General features: G+C 64.7%; 14 protein-coding genes. 13 read left to right on the top strand and 1 reads right to left on the bottom strand.

The features are described 5' to 3' along the window. The first annotated feature begins 25 nt into the window (after positions 1–25). The 10 genes from AB8Z38_RS24355 (at position 26) to AB8Z38_RS24310 (ending at position 9,775) form a co-directional block, all read left to right on the top strand. On the top strand, positions 26–481 hold the full coding sequence (locus tag AB8Z38_RS24355) for a Fur family transcriptional regulator (protein WP_369720305.1): 456 nt from the start codon (positions 26–28) through the stop codon (positions 479–481). Between the two features lie 75 nt (positions 482–556). After that, the gene (locus AB8Z38_RS24350) at positions 557–1,237 is read left to right on the top strand and encodes an HAD family hydrolase (protein ID WP_369720304.1); all 681 of its coding nucleotides are present in this window, start codon (positions 557–559) and stop codon (positions 1,235–1,237) included. A 191-nt stretch (positions 1,238–1,428) separates the two neighbouring features. Continuing rightward, complete coding sequence (miaB, locus tag AB8Z38_RS24345; RefSeq protein WP_369726589.1) at positions 1,429–2,826, top strand: tRNA (N6-isopentenyl adenosine(37)-C2)-methylthiotransferase MiaB; 1,398 nt, start codon at positions 1,429–1,431, stop codon at positions 2,824–2,826. 64 nt (positions 2,827–2,890) lie between these two features. After that, the gene (locus tag AB8Z38_RS24340; RefSeq protein ID WP_369720303.1) at positions 2,891–3,889 is read left to right on the top strand and encodes a PhoH family protein; all 999 of its coding nucleotides are present in this window, start codon (positions 2,891–2,893) and stop codon (positions 3,887–3,889) included. A gap of 61 nt (positions 3,890–3,950) precedes the next feature. Then, complete coding sequence (gene ybeY / locus AB8Z38_RS24335) at positions 3,951–4,448, top strand: rRNA maturation RNase YbeY (RefSeq protein ID WP_369720302.1); 498 nt, start codon at positions 3,951–3,953, stop codon at positions 4,446–4,448. Between the two features lie 13 nt (positions 4,449–4,461). Next, on the top strand, positions 4,462–5,580 hold the full coding sequence (locus AB8Z38_RS24330; RefSeq protein ID WP_369720301.1) for a hemolysin family protein: 1,119 nt from the start codon (positions 4,462–4,464) through the stop codon (positions 5,578–5,580). Then, positions 5,577–7,226 (top strand): apolipoprotein N-acyltransferase, encoded by a 1,650-nt coding sequence (gene lnt / locus AB8Z38_RS24325; RefSeq protein WP_369720300.1) that lies wholly within the window; start codon positions 5,577–5,579, stop codon positions 7,224–7,226. Before AB8Z38_RS24330 ends, lnt begins: the two co-directional genes overlap by 4 nt. A 186-nt stretch (positions 7,227–7,412) precedes the next feature. After that, positions 7,413–7,826 carry a helix-turn-helix domain-containing protein gene (locus AB8Z38_RS24320; protein ID WP_369720299.1) on the top strand — a complete coding sequence of 138 codons (414 nt, stop codon included), beginning with the start codon at positions 7,413–7,415 and terminating at the stop codon, positions 7,824–7,826. Positions 7,827–7,910: 84 nt separating this feature from the next. Continuing rightward, positions 7,911–9,068, top strand: a complete 1,158-nt coding sequence (locus AB8Z38_RS24315) for a M20 family metallopeptidase (RefSeq protein WP_369720298.1) — start codon at positions 7,911–7,913, stop codon at positions 9,066–9,068. Beyond that, positions 9,065–9,775, top strand: coding sequence for a tRNA (guanine(46)-N(7))-methyltransferase TrmB (locus tag AB8Z38_RS24310; RefSeq protein WP_369720297.1), 711 nt, complete (start codon positions 9,065–9,067; stop codon positions 9,773–9,775). The genes AB8Z38_RS24315 and AB8Z38_RS24310 overlap by 4 nt, the downstream gene beginning before the upstream one ends. Here AB8Z38_RS24310 and AB8Z38_RS24305 read toward each other — a convergent pair. Next, positions 9,772–10,854 (bottom strand): DUF2336 domain-containing protein, encoded by a 1,083-nt coding sequence (locus AB8Z38_RS24305; protein WP_369720296.1) that lies wholly within the window; start codon positions 10,852–10,854, stop codon positions 9,772–9,774. The genes AB8Z38_RS24310 and AB8Z38_RS24305 overlap by 4 nt on opposite strands. Before the next feature lie 370 nt (positions 10,855–11,224). Between AB8Z38_RS24305 and rimP the strand changes: the two genes are divergently transcribed. The 3 genes from rimP to AB8Z38_RS24290 are packed head-to-tail and all read left to right on the top strand — an operon-like array spanning position 11,225 to position 14,300. Next, positions 11,225–11,980, top strand: a complete 756-nt coding sequence (gene rimP / locus AB8Z38_RS24300; protein WP_369720295.1) for a ribosome maturation factor RimP — start codon at positions 11,225–11,227, stop codon at positions 11,978–11,980. A gap of 2 nt (positions 11,981–11,982) precedes the next feature. Then, positions 11,983–13,593 (top strand): transcription termination factor NusA, encoded by a 1,611-nt coding sequence (gene nusA, locus AB8Z38_RS24295; protein WP_369720294.1) that lies wholly within the window; start codon positions 11,983–11,985, stop codon positions 13,591–13,593. A gap of 23 nt (positions 13,594–13,616) precedes the next feature. Next, on the top strand, positions 13,617–14,300 hold the full coding sequence (locus AB8Z38_RS24290; RefSeq protein ID WP_369720293.1) for an RNA-binding protein: 684 nt from the start codon (positions 13,617–13,619) through the stop codon (positions 14,298–14,300). Positions 14,301–14,342: the final 42 nt, after the last annotated feature.

Raw genomic sequence — 14,342 nt, 5'->3', positions numbered from 1 at the left:
TAAGCGCCCGTCAGGCAGACACCACATGACTGGACTTAAACCTTCCTCCGCATCCAAGGCGTCCGGCATCGAGGCGCGCTGTGCCGCCACTGGCATGCGCATGACCGAGCAGCGCCGCGTCATCGCCCGCGTGCTCGCGGACGCGGTCGACCATCCCGATGTCGAGGAGCTGTACCGGCGCTGTGTCGCCGTCGACGACAAGATCTCGATCTCGACCGTCTATCGCACCGTAAAACTGTTCGAGGATGCCGGCATCATCGAGCGCCACGATTTCCGCGAGGGCCGCGCCCGCTACGAGACGATGCGCGACAGCCATCACGACCATCTCATCAATCTGCGCGACGGCAAGGTGATCGAGTTCACCTCGGAGGAGATCGAGAAGCTCCAGGCGGAGATCGCCCGCAAGCTCGGCTACAAGCTGGTCGATCACCGGCTCGAGCTCTATTGCGTCCCGCTCGACGACGACAAGCCCTCAAATTGATGGATAGATCCTTCGGCGAGCTCTCTTCACCCCTCCCCGTTGGGGAGAGTGACACCACCCGGACCGCGAGCTGAAGTGCCCATCGACCTCATCATCTTCGATTGCGACGGCGTGCTGGTGGACAGCGAGGTCATTTCCTGTCGCGCGCATGCGGATGTGCTGACGAAACACGGCTATCCGATCACATCGGAGCAGGTGTTCGATCGCTTCCTCGGCCGCTCGATGCGCCAGGCGACCCGCGAAGTCGAAGCGGAATTGGGCCGCAGTCTGCCGGATGATTTCCATGCGCAAGTCTATGCCGAGATTTTCCGGTCATTCGCGGCTTCGCTGCAAGCCACGCCCCACGTCAGCCAGACGCTGGCTCAGATTGCTGTGCCCACCTGCGTCGCCTCGAGCGGCCCGCCGGAGAAGATAAGCGCCAGCCTCAATCGCGTTGGTTTGTACGGCAGGTTCGCGCCAAATATCTTTTCCGCCGTGCAGGTATCTAACGGCAAGCCGGCGCCGGACTTGTTCCTGTTCGCGGCCCAAAAAATGGGCGTGCCACCGGAGCGCTGTGTCGTGATCGAGGACAGCCTGGCGGGAATTGCCGGTGCCCGAGCGGCCGGCATGATCGTGTTCGGCTTCCATGGCGGCAGTCATTGCCGCGACGGCTACGCCGAAACGCTCCGCGAGGCCGGCGCCGACCTGATCTTTGACGACATGCGGGAATTGCCTGAGCTGATCCAGCGGCTCGAGGCTGACGCCCTGACCGGCTGAATCGCCCCTCTCGGCGTCATTCCGGGGCGATGCGCCAGCATCGAATGCGGAATCTCGTGCCAAAACCTCTGGATTCCGGGTTCGCGACTGCGTCGCGCCCTGGAATGACGACCGAAAAGACCCCCATTCGCTGGATTTTCGCCGCTCCAGCCTATATCTGGGGGCAGTCCTCCACCTCATTTCCAGGTTCCATGAAGCCGCCGCGCAAGCTGCACATCAAATCATATGGCTGCCAGATGAACGTCTACGATGCCCAGCGCATGGTGGACACACTGGCTCCGGAAGGATTCCTGGAGACCGCGAGCGCCGAGGATGCCGACCTCGTCATCCTCAACACCTGCCATATCCGCGAGAAGGCCTCCGAAAAGGTCTATTCCGAGCTCGGCCGCCTGCGCCTCGCCAAGGACGAGGCCGCGCGCACCGGCCGTGCGATGCAGATCGCAGTCGCAGGCTGCGTGGCGCAGGCCGAAGGCGAGGAAATCGTGCGCCGTGCGCCGACGGTCGATGTCGTCGTCGGCCCGCAGAGCTATCATCATCTGCCGGAGTTGCTGAAGCGCGCCGGCAGCGAAGGCCGCGCGATCGAGACCGAGTTTCCGGCCGCCGACAAGTTCGGCTTCCTGGCCCAGCCAAAGCCCGCAGCGATCCGCGCGCGCGGCATTTCCGCTTTCGTCACCGTGCAGGAAGGCTGCGACAAGTTCTGCACCTTCTGCGTCGTGCCCTATACGCGCGGGGCGGAAGTCTCGCGGCCCGTGGCGAGGATCGTCGACGACGTGAAGCGGCTCACCGAGAACGGCGTCCGCGAGCTCACGCTGATCGGGCAGAACGTCAACGCCTATCACGGCGACGGACCGGACGGGAAAAGCTGGCCGCTCGGCAAATTGCTCGAGCATCTGGCGCGGATTCCGGGCGTCGCGCGGCTGCGCTACTCGACCAGCCATCCCCGCGACGTCGATGACAGTCTGATCGCAGCCCATCGCGACCTCGGCGAGTTGATGCCGTTCGTGCACCTGCCGGTCCAGTCGGGCGCGGACCGGATATTGGCCGCCATGAACCGGAAACATACCGCCGATGATTATCGGCGAGTCGTCGACCGTTTCCGGGCCGCGCGCCAAGACATTGCTTTTTCATCAGATTTTATCGTGGGCTTCCCCGGCGAGAGCGAGCAAGATTTTCTCGCCACCCTCGCGCTTGTCACGCAAATCGGCTACGCTGCGGCTTATTCGTTCAAATACTCCGCCCGGCCGGGAACGCCGGCCGCGGATATGCAGGAGACGGTGTCCCCCGTCGAGATGGACCAGCGGTTGGAGCGGCTCCAGGAACTGATCGACAGCCAGCAATCGGCCTTCAACAAGGCTGCGATTGGCTCAACCGTCGACGTGCTGTTCGAACGCCCGGCACGCAAGGACGGCCAGATCGTCGGCCGCACAGCTTTCCTTCAGCCCGCGCATGTGATGGCCTCGCCCGACATCATCGGACAGATCCTGCCCGTCCGGATCGACAGCCTCGAACGCTACAGCTTCCTCGGTGAGCTCGCGACGCCGCGTACGGCGCGCGAGCCCGCTTTATCACCCATTGCCACTGGAGCCTGAACCCTTGCCCAAAAGCGCATCGGATTCGCCTTCCCTCGCTTCCAGCCGCAAATTTGACCGCGACATGCAAGTTCCGCCCGAGACTCACGTCGTCATCGACTTCGACGACAACCGCGCCGCATCCGCGCTGGTGGGGCCCTATGGCCAGAACCTGGCGCAGATCGAGCGACGGCTCGGCGTTGTCGTGGATTCCAAGGGCAACCACATCACCATCGGCGGCACACGCGACGGCTGCGACGCGGCGCGCCGGGTGCTGGAGGCGCTCTACGCCCAGGCGGTGAAGGGGCAGGATCTCGACCAAGGCGAGGTCGAAGGCGCGATCCGCGCCGTGATCGCCCAAGGCTCCCTGTTCGAGTTCGACGCCAAATCGGCCAAATCGACTTTCGACAGCATCAATTTGCGCAAGCGACCGGTACGCGCGCGCACGGCGGCACAGGATTCCTATATCCGCGCATTGAAGCGGCACGAGCTGGTGTTCGGCATCGGCCCGGCCGGCACCGGCAAGACCTGGCTCGCGGTCGCGCATGCCGCGCAACTGTTCGAGCGCAAGGAGGTCGACAAGATCATCCTGTCGCGCCCGGCAGTGGAAGCCGGCGAGCGGCTCGGCTTCCTGCCCGGCGATCTCCGCGAAAAGGTCGATCCTTATCTGCGCCCGATCTACGACGCGCTCTACGACCTCATGGACGCCCGCATCGTCGAGCGCGCGCTGCAGACCGGCGAGATCGAGATCGCGCCGCTCGCTTTCATGCGCGGCCGCACGCTGACCAACGCCGCCATCATCCTCGACGAGGCGCAGAACACCACATCAATGCAGATGAAGATGTTCCTGACCCGGCTCGGCGAGAACAGCCGCATGATCGTGACCGGCGATCCCTCGCAGATCGACCTGCCGAACGGCCAGACCTCGGGGCTGGCCGAAGCGACTCGTCTGCTGAACGGCGTCGAAGGCATTGCGCAAGTTCATTTCACCGCCGAAGACGTGATCCGCCACGAGCTCGTGGCGCGGATCGTCTCGGCCTACGAAGGTCTGCCGCAGCGGCCGGCCGCCGGCAACAAATCCTGACGAGACAACAGCCGGACCATGCAGGCGCGGACACAGCGCCGTTTTCGTTCCGAACAAAGCCATGTCGCATCCCAACCTTCCCATGACCGAGGTCCTCGTCGTCGCCGATTGCTGGCAGAGCGAACCCGACGCCGACGCCGTGATCCAACGCGCGGTTGCTGCCGCGGCGGCGTCGGTCGATGAGGACGTTGCGGAAGCGGAAGTGGCGGTGATGCTGACCGATGATGCCGGCATCCGCACGCTCAACGGCAATTGGCGCGGCATCGACAAGCCGACCAACGTGCTGTCGTTTCCCGCGCTCCAGCCGGAAGGCGAGTGGAAGCCGGGCGACGCGCCGCGCATGCTCGGGGACATCGCAATCGCCTACGAGACCATGCGGCGCGAGGCGGACGATGAGCAGAAGCCGTTCGACCATCATCTGAGCCACCTCGCCGTGCATGGTTTCCTGCATCTGGTCGGCTTCGACCACGAAAACGACGACGACGCGGAGGAGATGGAAGCGCTCGAAACGCAGATCCTGGCGCATCTCGGCATCCCCGACCCCTATGCCGACCGCTGACGGATGGATTGAAATGCCGGATTCCGACCCGATCCACGACAATCCGCGCAACACGCCCAATTTGCCGGCGGTGGTGACGCCCGGGGAGGTGATGCGCCCGAGCGCGGACGGCTGGCTGTTGCGCGCCATCCGCACGCTGTTCGGCTGGAAGGCGGGATCGGTGCGCGACGACCTCCAGGTCGTGCTCGATGCCTCGACGCCCGACGATACCGGGTTCTCGACCGTCGAGCGCACCATGCTGCGCAACATTCTCGCCCTGCATGAGCGCCGCATCGCCGATGTCATGGTTCACCGCGCCGACATCATCGCGGTGAAGCGCGACATCCCGCTCGGCGAATTGATGAGCCGCTTCGAAAGCGCCGGCCATTCGCGCCTCGTGGTCTATGACGAGACGCTCGACGATCCCGTCGGCATTGTGCACATCCGCGACCTGCTCGCCTTCATGACCGCACGCGCGCGCGTCCCGGACGCGACCAAGGCCAAGCGCAAGAAACCGTTGCCGGCCGGACTCGACCTGCGCGCGGTCGATCTCGCGATGCCGCTTCAGGATGCGCGCATCATCCGCAAGCTGCTCTACGTGCCGCCGTCGATGCGGGCGATCGACCTGCTCGCGCAGATGCAGGCCACGCGCATTCACCTTGCACTGGTCGTCGACGAATATGGCGGCAGCGACGGGCTGGTTTCGCTCGAGGACATCGTCGAGCAGATCGTCGGCGAGATCGACGACGAGCATGACAGCGACGAGCCGCCCTCGATCGTGCGCCTGCCCGACAACGCCTTCATCGCCGATGCCCGCGCCAGCCTCGAGGACGTCCGCACGGTGATCGGCGCGGATTTCGTCACCGGCGAAGCCGGCGAGGAAGTGGAGACGCTGGGCGGCTATCTCGTCAGCTTCGTCGGCCGCCTGCCGGTGCGCGGCGAGGTGATCTCGGGGCCCGGCCATTACGAAGTCGAGGTGCTCGATGCCGATCCGCGCCGCGTCAAGCGGCTGCGTATCTCGACACGGAAGGAACGCCCGGCGCCGCGTACCCAGCGCGAGAGCCGCCGCCGCGAAGCGACGCCGGACAGCGGTCAGCCGCAAGCCGGCGACACGCCCACGCCGCCGCCCGCCGACGGGACCGGCTCACAGTGAGCTCATTCCAGCGCCTGCGGCAGGTTGCCCTCGCCGTCATCCTGATCTGGGGATGGAAACGCGCCGTCATTGCCATGGCGGCCGGCGCGCTATCGGTTCTGGCACTGGCGCCGTTCAATGCCTGGCCGGTGCTGTTTGTCACCTTCCCGGTGCTGGTCTGGCTGATCGACGGCACCGGCGCCGGTCGGCTCGGCGGCGTCCCCGCCGCAGCGCTGACCGGCTATTGGTTCGGGCTCGGCTATTTCGTCCCCGGCCTCTACTGGATCGGCTACGCCTTCTTCGTCGACGCCGACGTCTTCGCCTGGCTGACGCCCTTCGCCGTGCTGGGCCTGCCGGCCTATCTCTCCATCTTCACGGCGATCGGATTTGCGCTGGCCCGGCTGCTCTGGACCAAGGATGCCACGCGCATTCTCGCGCTCGCCGCAAGCCTCACCATCGCCGAATGGTTGCGCGGCCACGCGCTGACCGGCTTTCCCTGGAACGCCTTCGGCTATGCGCTGTCGGAGCCGTTGCCGCTGGCGCAGACGGCATCCCTGATCGGCCAGTGGGGCATGACATTCCTCACCGTCGCGATCTTCGCGAGCCCCGCGGTGCTGATCGACCGCACGCCCGATGGCCGCATGGCATGGCGCGTGCCGGCCGCGGCCGTCGCACTGTTGGTCGTGATGGGCATCTTCGGCGCGATCCGCCTGTCGTTGCATCCGACCACGATGGTCGCGGGCGCCAAGCTGCGCCTGATGCAGCCGAACCTCCAGCAGGACGCCAGGTTCAACTACTCCGCCAAGGCGGAGGTGATGAAGAAATATCTCGCGCTGTCGGACCGCGCCTCCGGACCGCAATCGACCGGCGTGCGCGATGCCACCATCCTGATCTGGCCGGAATCCGCCTTTCCGTTCTTCCTGACCCGCGAAGCCGACGCGATGGCGGAGATCGCCGAGTTGCTGCCGAAGGGAACGGTGCTGATCACCGGATCCATCCGTGCCCCTGACCTGCCGCCCGGCAAGCCGGTCACGCGCGCCTATAATTCGATCTACGTGATCGACCATGACGGCAGCGTGCTCGCCGTCTACGACAAGCTGCATCTGGTGCCGTTCGGAGAATATCTTCCGTTCCAAGACACGATGGAGAAGCTCGGCTTCGAGCAACTGACGCGGATGCGCGGCGGCTTCATTCCGGGCACGGTGCGGCACGTGCTGCCGGTGCCGGGTGCACCGCCTGCGCTGCCGCTGATCTGCTACGAGGCGATTTTTCCCGGCGAGGTCGGCGGGCGCGACGAGCGCCCGGGCTGGATCGTGAACCTCACCAATGACGGCTGGTTCGGCATCTCGACCGGTCCGTACCAGCACATGGAGCAGGCGCGGATGCGCGCTGTCGAACTCGGACTGCCGCTGGTCCGCTCCGCGAACACCGGCGTTTCGGCAGTGATCGATCCCGTCGGACGAACGGTGGCCAGCCTCGGCCTGGGGATCGAGGGCATTTTGGACGCGAACCTGCCCACCGCAATCCCGCCCACTCTCTATGCGAGAGTCGGCGACATCCCCGCAGCCATGCTCGTCGCGTTGGCTGTGCTTCTGGCGGTACGACGACGTATTGCCAAACGGCCGCCCCGATCACGCCGTCCTGTCGAAACGGCCGGAATCCTTTGACAACCGTAGTCCCACGGTTGACAGACTGCGCACGGGCTCTCCATTCTGCACCCGCTGCATAAGACAGCGGTGCATTGCTAAATTTCTCCGCAATGTTTCCCCAATCAGGGTGAACTTTGGGCGTCGCTGTCACCTGAGGCAATACTTTCTATTGCGCCGACGGGTGGTCTTTGGAGGGCTGAGGAAATGTCGAAAGCGCCCAACCCTGTTGACAAATATGTCGGCAGTCGCGTGCGCATGCGCCGCATCATGTTGGGCATGAGCCAGGAGAAGCTCGGCGAAGCTTTGGGCCTGACATTCCAGCAGGTTCAGAAATACGAGAAGGGCACCAACCGGGTCGGCGCGAGCCGGATTCAGCAAATCGCTGAAATCCTCCAGGTGCCGGTATCGTTCCTGTTCGAAGGCGGGCCGAGTGGCATGGCCGGCCCCAACGGCTTCGCAGAAGGCGCCTCGCCGTCCTATGTCTCCGACTTCCTCGCGACCTCCGAAGGGCTGGCGCTGACCCGGGCGTTCACCCGAATCATCGATTCAAAGCTGCGCCGCTCGATCGTCGATCTCGTCGAACAGATCGCCGCCCGCGAAGGCCCTGACAAGCGCTGACCCGCCACTCATTCCGATTTGAGACTGCGCCAAATCTGGCCTATGTCGTCCCTTGCGGGCGCGCTTTCAGCGCGTTCCGCTCCGATGATCCGGTTTAAAGGCACAGATAATTCCATGGCGAGCACCAGTTCTTTCGATTCCCAAACCATTCTCGATGGTATCCGCCGCTGGGTGGAGATCGAGACGCCGACGGAAGTGCCTGAACAAGTCAACAAGCTCACCTCGATAGTTGCCGGGCAATATCGCGATCTGCCCGTCACGCTCGAACGCGTTGCCGGTGTCGACGGCTGCGGCGATCATCTCGTGGTGCGTTCGAGCTGGGGCCAGGACCGGCCTGGCATCCTGGTGCTCAGTCATCTCGATACTGTTCACCCCATGGGATTCATCGCGCGCCTGCCGTTCAAGGTCGAGGGCGATAGCGCGTTCGGTCCGGGCATTTACGACATGAAGGGCGGCGCCTACATTGCCTATCACGCCTTTCGGGAGCTCTGCGCCACGGCGGATCGTTCGCCGCTCGGCATCACCCACATGTTCACCTCCGACGAAGAGATCGGCAGCCCGACTTCTCGTGCGCTCATTGAGAAGGAAGGACGCAAGGCCAAATACGTCCTGGTGACGGAGCCCGCGCGCGACGGCGGCAAGATCGTCACCGGCCGCAAGGGCGTCGGACGATTCGAGGTGTTCATCAAGGGCGTGCCCGCCCATGCCGGGACACGGCCCGAGGACGGCCGCAGCGCTATCCGCGAACTCGCCAACGTCATCCAGACGCTGGAGGGCATGAACGACCTGAAACGCGGCGTCACCGTCAATGTCGGCGTGGTGCGCGGCGGCTCACGCCCCAACGTGACGCCCGAAGAGGCCTATGCCGAGGTCGATCTGCGCGTGCCGAGATTCGCTGACGCAGAGGAGTTCGTCGGCAAGATCCTCGGACTGACATCGAAGACCGAAGGCGTCACCGTCAAGGTCACGGGCGAACTCAATCGTCCTCCCTACGAGAAGGGCAATGCGGGCGCCTCGCTCTACGAGCACGCCAAGACCATCGCCGCGGAGATCGGCTTCGAGCTGATCGACACGCACACCGGCGGCGGCTCCGACGGCAACTTCACCGCCCCGTACACCGGCACGCTCGACGGCCTCGGCGTCGACGGCAAGGGCGCCCATACCCATTACGAGCAGATCTACGTCTCCTCGATCGTGCCGCGCGCGCGACTGCTGTACCGGCTTTATCAGACGCTGCGATGAGCGAGCGCAAATCAGATCCGGAGCGCGAGGATAGCGAGCGCACCTTCTTCGGACGCCGCAAGGGCCACAAGCTCAGGCAGCACCAGGCCGAGCTGGTCGATCATCTGTTGCCGCATCTCGCGCTCGATATCGCATCGGCGGCGCCGGCGAATGCCTGCGAGATCTTCGATCCCGCTGCCGAGGACGTGCGGCTCGAGATCGGCTTCGGCGGCGGCGAGCATCTGGCCGCGGAGGCGAAGTGCTTTCCCGCAACCGGCTTCATCGGCTGCGAGCCCTATGTCAACGGCATGGCAAAAATCCTCGCGCAGATCGAGGCCGGCAACATCGCCAATATCCGCCTGTTCGCCGGCGATGCCGCCGAGCTGCTCGCCTGGCTGCCGAAGGCCTCGCTGTCGCGGATCGACCTGATCCATCCCGATCCCTGGCCGAAGCGGCGGCATTGGAAGCGACGCTTCGTTCAGGACAGGACGATTGCCGCGATGGCGCGCGTGCTGAAATCCGGCGGCGAATTCCGCTTCGTCTGCGACATCGACGATTACTGCGCCTGGACGTTGTCGCATCTCGCGCGCGCGCCGGATTTTCAGTGGCTCGCCGAACGCGCCGATGATTTCCGGCTGCCCTGGGACGGCTACGCCATGACGCGCTACGGGAAAAAGGCCGCGCGCGAGGGGCGCAAAGCGGCTTACTTAAGATTTCGCAGGCTCTAGATCGTCTGGCGGTTGCGCCAGAAACTCACGACGCGCTCCGCCGTCGTCGGCATCAGCCGGGTGAAGTTCACGCGCGCCTGCTCGAGATCGGCATCGGCCGGCGCGCGATTCGGGCCGTACCACATCAGGATGAGCGCGCGCACTGTGGGCCAGCCCAGGTTCAGCAAGCGTCCGATGATCAAGATCGGATCGTAGCGATCGCCCGCCATCAGGCGGTCGAGGATCGTGAGCCTGACGCCGGACATCGCCGAGAGCGAGGCGATCGACTCCTCGTATTTGTGCGCCCTGGCGAAGCTCAGCAGCGCGCTCTCGCCGAGATGGCCGCCGCGATGCAGGCCGAGCACCGTGCGCTGCGCCGCCGAGAAATCCCGCCGCGGGCCGGGCGGCAGCGTGGCTTCCTCGATCGCGGCCATCGCGCGCTTGATCTCGATTTGGCGCTCGGGCTTGACCATGCTGGAGAGACGGCGGCGAATGACATCGAGCGTGCCGTTGAGAAGCTCTTTGAGACTCTCGCCCGAAAGATCCTCGCGCTGGCCGATCTTGAGCGTCAGCACGCCGTCCTGGCTCGCACGCTTGATCAATTCCGAATAGCCGCCGGCTGAGAACGTCGCGCCGGCATTGCCTGCGGCGCGGCGCACCACGTCACGATCGCCGCGCTCGACCAGCACGTCGGTGATGTCGGCCGACAATATCGGCCGCTCCGTCATCGCCAGCAGATGACCCTGGCCCTTCAGCCGGGCGATCTCGACAAGCGCAGCGTCATCGAGCACGGGCGAGCGGCGCAGCACGGGAGCCGCCACCATGATTTCGTTTTCGCGGGCGAGCTGGCCGACCAGATGGGGCGGTGCATTGTCCAGCCACGAGAATCGCTCCGCGAGGTCGGCACGCGAAGCAAGCTCTGCATGAGGGACGAGATCGACCAGGAGATTGTCGAAGAGCTCGACGAGTTCGGGACCAAGCTTTGCGGCATCCTGGAAGAACAGCGCGGCGATGGCGCCCGCGATCTCGCCACGGCGCTTCGGATCGCCGCGTCTGACGATCTCGTCCAGTCCGGGAATCAGCGAAGTGGCAACGGTCATGAAACGCAACTCGATTCTGGCACGCTGTGGGCGCGCCATAGGCTCAAGCCGCCCCACGAGCCGGAAATTTAGGGCCCGTTGATGAAAGAAGCGTTGCTCCGGACACACCTGAAGGCGCAAAAAGCCCGCTCTCGGCTGCGTTGGGCCTTGTCCGGGAGGATGGAAGGCGCTATATCAGCGCCAATTCATCTTCTCATACGATCCGCGTAGTGAGAGTGGGCCCGAAAGGACCCGCTCTTTTTTGTTACCTGAACGCGGGTTGGCGAAAGATGCGCGATCCGACGACGTGTCGGAACCAAGAGTTTCGAAGCAGGCTCTGCAAATCTAAGTTTTAACCTAGCGTTAACCATCGAGCGCCCCGACCCTGGATATGACCGAACCGAATACTGGTTCCACCGATGCCGAGTTGCTGGCCGAGCCGCGGCTTGTGGTCGAGCCGGGCGCGGCTGCGCGCGTCTCTGCGGTCGCAGGTCCCGTGCTCGAAGGCATGGGCTACCGGCTGGTGCGGATCCGCATTTCCGGAGAGGCCGGCTGCACCGTGCAGATCATGGCCGAGCGTCCGGACGGCTCGATGCAGATCGAGGATTGCGAGGCGATCTCGCGGGCGCTGTCGCCCGTGCTCGATGTCGCCGACCCGATCGAGCGCGCCTACCGGCTGGAAATTTCCTCGCCCGGGATCGACCGACCGCTGGTGCGGCGCTCGGATTTCGAACGGTATACCGGTCATCTCGTCAAGATCGACATGGCGGTCGCGCACGAGGGACGGAAGCGGTTCCGCGGCAAGATCGCGGGCGTCGAAGGCGACTGCGTCCGGCTGCTGCGTGACGACGTCAAGGGCAGCGACGACACCGAGGTTCTCTTGGTGATGGAGGATATCGGCGAGGCGCGGCTGGTATTGACCGACGAACTGATCGCGCAATCGATGCGGCGCGGCAAGGCCGCGGCGCGCGAGATGCGCCGCAGTCTCGGCCTCGAGCCGCCGGCGGCGCCGCATGCCAGCATCAGCGAGAAAACCACCAGGAACACCAAGCCGCAAAAGAAGCCGGCACCGACCAATACAAAGAAACATCGCCTTGCCGCCGAACGTGCGCGGCGCGGCGAGATCGAGCCTGACGAAGGAGACTAGCCATGGCAGTCAGCGCCAATCGACTTGAACTGCTCCAGATCGCCGACGCCGTTGCGCGCGAGAAATCGATCGACCGCGGCATCGTCATCGCCGCGATGGAGGACGCCATCGCCAAGGCGGCGCGCGCCCGTTATGGCAGCGAAACTGACGTTCACGCCGAGATCGACCCGAAGAAAGGGGAGCTGCGGCTGTCGCGCCACATGCTCGTCGTCGACAATGTCGAAAACCACTCCAACCAGATCTCGCTGGTGGATGCGCAGCGCGCCAATCCGGGCGCCCAGGTCGGCGACACCATCGCCGACACCCTGCCGCCGCTGGAATACGGCCGCATCGCCGCGCAATCGGCCAAGCAGGTCATCGTCCAGAAGGTGCGCGAGGCCGAGCGCGACCGGCAATATCAGGAATTCAAGGACCGCATCGGCGACATCGTCAACGGCGTTGTCAAGCGCGTCGAATATGGCAGCGTGATCGTCGATCTCGGCCGTGGCGAAGCCATCATCCGCCGCGACGAGATGCTGCCGCGCGAGGTGTTCCGCAACGGCGACCGCGTCCGCGCCTACATCTTCGACGTCCGCCGCGAAACCCGCGGGCCCCAGATCTTCCTCTCCCGCACCCACCCGCAGTTCATGGCGAAGCTGTTCGCGCAGGAAGTGCCGGAAATCTACGACGGCATCGTCGAGATCAAGGCCGTCGCCCGCGATCCGGGTTCGCGCGCGAAAATCGGCGTGATTTCCCGCGATTCCTCGGTCGATCCGGTCGGCGCCTGCGTCGGCATGCGCGGCTCGCGCGTGCAGGCGGTGGTGAACGAGTTGCAGGGCGAGAAGATCGACATCATTCCGTGGTCGCCCGACATCGCGACCTTCGTGGTCAACGCGCTGGCGCCGGCCGAAGTGTCCAAGGTCGTCATCGACGAGGACCGCGAGCGCATCGAGGTCGTGGTGCCCGACACCAACAACCAGCTCTCGCTGGCGATCGGCCGCCGCGGCCAGAACGTGCGCCTCGCCTCCCAGCTCACCGGCTGGGACATCGATATCCTGACCGAGCAGGAGGAATCGGAGCGCCGCCAGGCCGACTTCGAGAACTCCACCCGCGTCTTCATGGAATCGCTCAATGTCGACGAGGTGGTCGGGCAGTTGCTCGCTTCCGAAGGCTTCACCTCGGTCGAGGAACTCGCAATGGTGGACATCAAGGAACTCGCCGACATCGAGGGCTTCGACGAGGAGACCGCGCAGGAGCTCCAGAACCGGGCCCGCGAATATCTCGATCAGCAGGAAGCCGAACTCGAGGCCCGGCGCAAGGAACTCGGCGTCGAGGACGCGGTCAAGGACGTGCCCGGCGTGACCTCGAAGATCCTGGTGAAATTCGGCGAAAACGACATCAAGTCGGTCGACGACCTCGCCGGCTGCGCCACCGATGATCTGGTCGGCTGGACCGAGCGCAAGGAAGGCGGCGAGCAGACCAAATATCCCGGCGCGCTCGAGGGTCTCGGCGTCTCCCGCGACGATGCGGAAGCCATGATCATGCAGGCGCGCGTCAAGGCGGGCTGGATCACCGAGGCTGACCTGGCCAAGCCGGCCGAAGTGGCCGAGGCAACCGAAGACCAGTCGGCTTAAGGGCCAAGGAGAATGTCGCCCGGATGCTTTCCAGCACTGACCCCGAACTTGACCATGGACCGCGGACCGAAAGGTCCGCGACCATGCGGATGTGCGTGGTCAGCCGCGAGGTCCGGCCGATCGACGAGCTGATCCGGTTCGTCGTATCGCCGGATGGGCATATAGTTCCCGATCTCAAGCGCAAGCTGCCCGGGCGCGGGATGTGGGTTACGGCATCGCGCCAGGTGGTTGCGGAAGCCGTCCGTCGTCACCAATTTACCAAAGCCTTCAAGCGCGACCTGCGCATTCCTCCGACGCTTCCCGCCGACATTGAAGCGCTTCTGGTTCGGAGCGCGACCGAAGCTCTTGGGATTGCCGCCAAGGCGCGGCAGATCGTTGCCGGTTTTGGCAAGGTCGAAAGCGCCCTGCGGGAAGGCACGGTCGAGGTCCTGATCCATGCCAGCGACGGGGCCGCGGACGGAATCCGCAAATTGGACATGCTGGCGCGGCAAAATGACGAAAATCGCGGCGCCAAGCCGGCGATTCCCGTCGTTACCGCACTGAAATCGATAGAATTGGATTTGGCACTTACCCGGTCAAATGTGATACATGCTGCCCTGCTCGCGGGCCCGGCGAGCAAGACATTCCTGTCACGTAGCCAGATGCTGGTCCGATACCGGCTGGCGGACGATGACAAGACTGCCGAAAAGCACGGCCAGGATTTCTGAGAGACAACGACGACCCATAGGACGGTGCGGCAACGCATAACG

The sequence above is a fragment of the Bradyrhizobium sp. LLZ17 genome (assembly GCF_041200145.1).
Lineage (GTDB): Bacteria > Pseudomonadota > Alphaproteobacteria > Rhizobiales > Xanthobacteraceae > Bradyrhizobium.
The sequence above is the reverse complement of the archived record's forward strand: the minus strand, read 5'-3'. Positions and strand labels throughout refer to the sequence as shown.

What these genes read in the sequence shown, in the direction of transcription:
- AB8Z38_RS24315 (WP_369720298.1), top strand. Translation starts at nt 7,911, where the DNA reads ATGATCCGGTTTAAAGGCACAGATAATTCCATGGCGAGCACCAGTTCT.
- AB8Z38_RS24310 (WP_369720297.1), top strand. Translation starts at nt 9,065, where the DNA reads ATGAGCGAGCGCAAATCAGATCCGGAGCGCGAGGATAGCGAGCGCACC.
- rimP (WP_369720295.1), top strand. Translation starts at nt 11,225, where the DNA reads ATGACCGAACCGAATACTGGTTCCACCGATGCCGAGTTGCTGGCCGAG.
- AB8Z38_RS24355 (WP_369720305.1), top strand. Translation starts at nt 26, where the DNA reads ATGACTGGACTTAAACCTTCCTCCGCATCCAAGGCGTCCGGCATCGAG.
- AB8Z38_RS24320 (WP_369720299.1), top strand. Translation starts at nt 7,413, where the DNA reads ATGTCGAAAGCGCCCAACCCTGTTGACAAATATGTCGGCAGTCGCGTG.
- AB8Z38_RS24290 (WP_369720293.1), top strand. Translation starts at nt 13,617, where the DNA reads ATGCTTTCCAGCACTGACCCCGAACTTGACCATGGACCGCGGACCGAA.
- nusA (WP_369720294.1), top strand. Translation starts at nt 11,983, where the DNA reads ATGGCAGTCAGCGCCAATCGACTTGAACTGCTCCAGATCGCCGACGCC.
- AB8Z38_RS24340 (WP_369720303.1), top strand. Translation starts at nt 2,891, where the DNA reads ATGCAAGTTCCGCCCGAGACTCACGTCGTCATCGACTTCGACGACAAC.
- ybeY (WP_369720302.1), top strand. Translation starts at nt 3,951, where the DNA reads ATGTCGCATCCCAACCTTCCCATGACCGAGGTCCTCGTCGTCGCCGAT.
- AB8Z38_RS24330 (WP_369720301.1), top strand. Translation starts at nt 4,462, where the DNA reads ATGCCGGATTCCGACCCGATCCACGACAATCCGCGCAACACGCCCAAT.
- miaB (WP_369726589.1), top strand. Translation starts at nt 1,429, where the DNA reads ATGAAGCCGCCGCGCAAGCTGCACATCAAATCATATGGCTGCCAGATG.
- AB8Z38_RS24305 (WP_369720296.1), bottom strand. Translation starts at nt 10,854, where the DNA reads ATGACCGTTGCCACTTCGCTGATTCCCGGACTGGACGAGATCGTCAGA.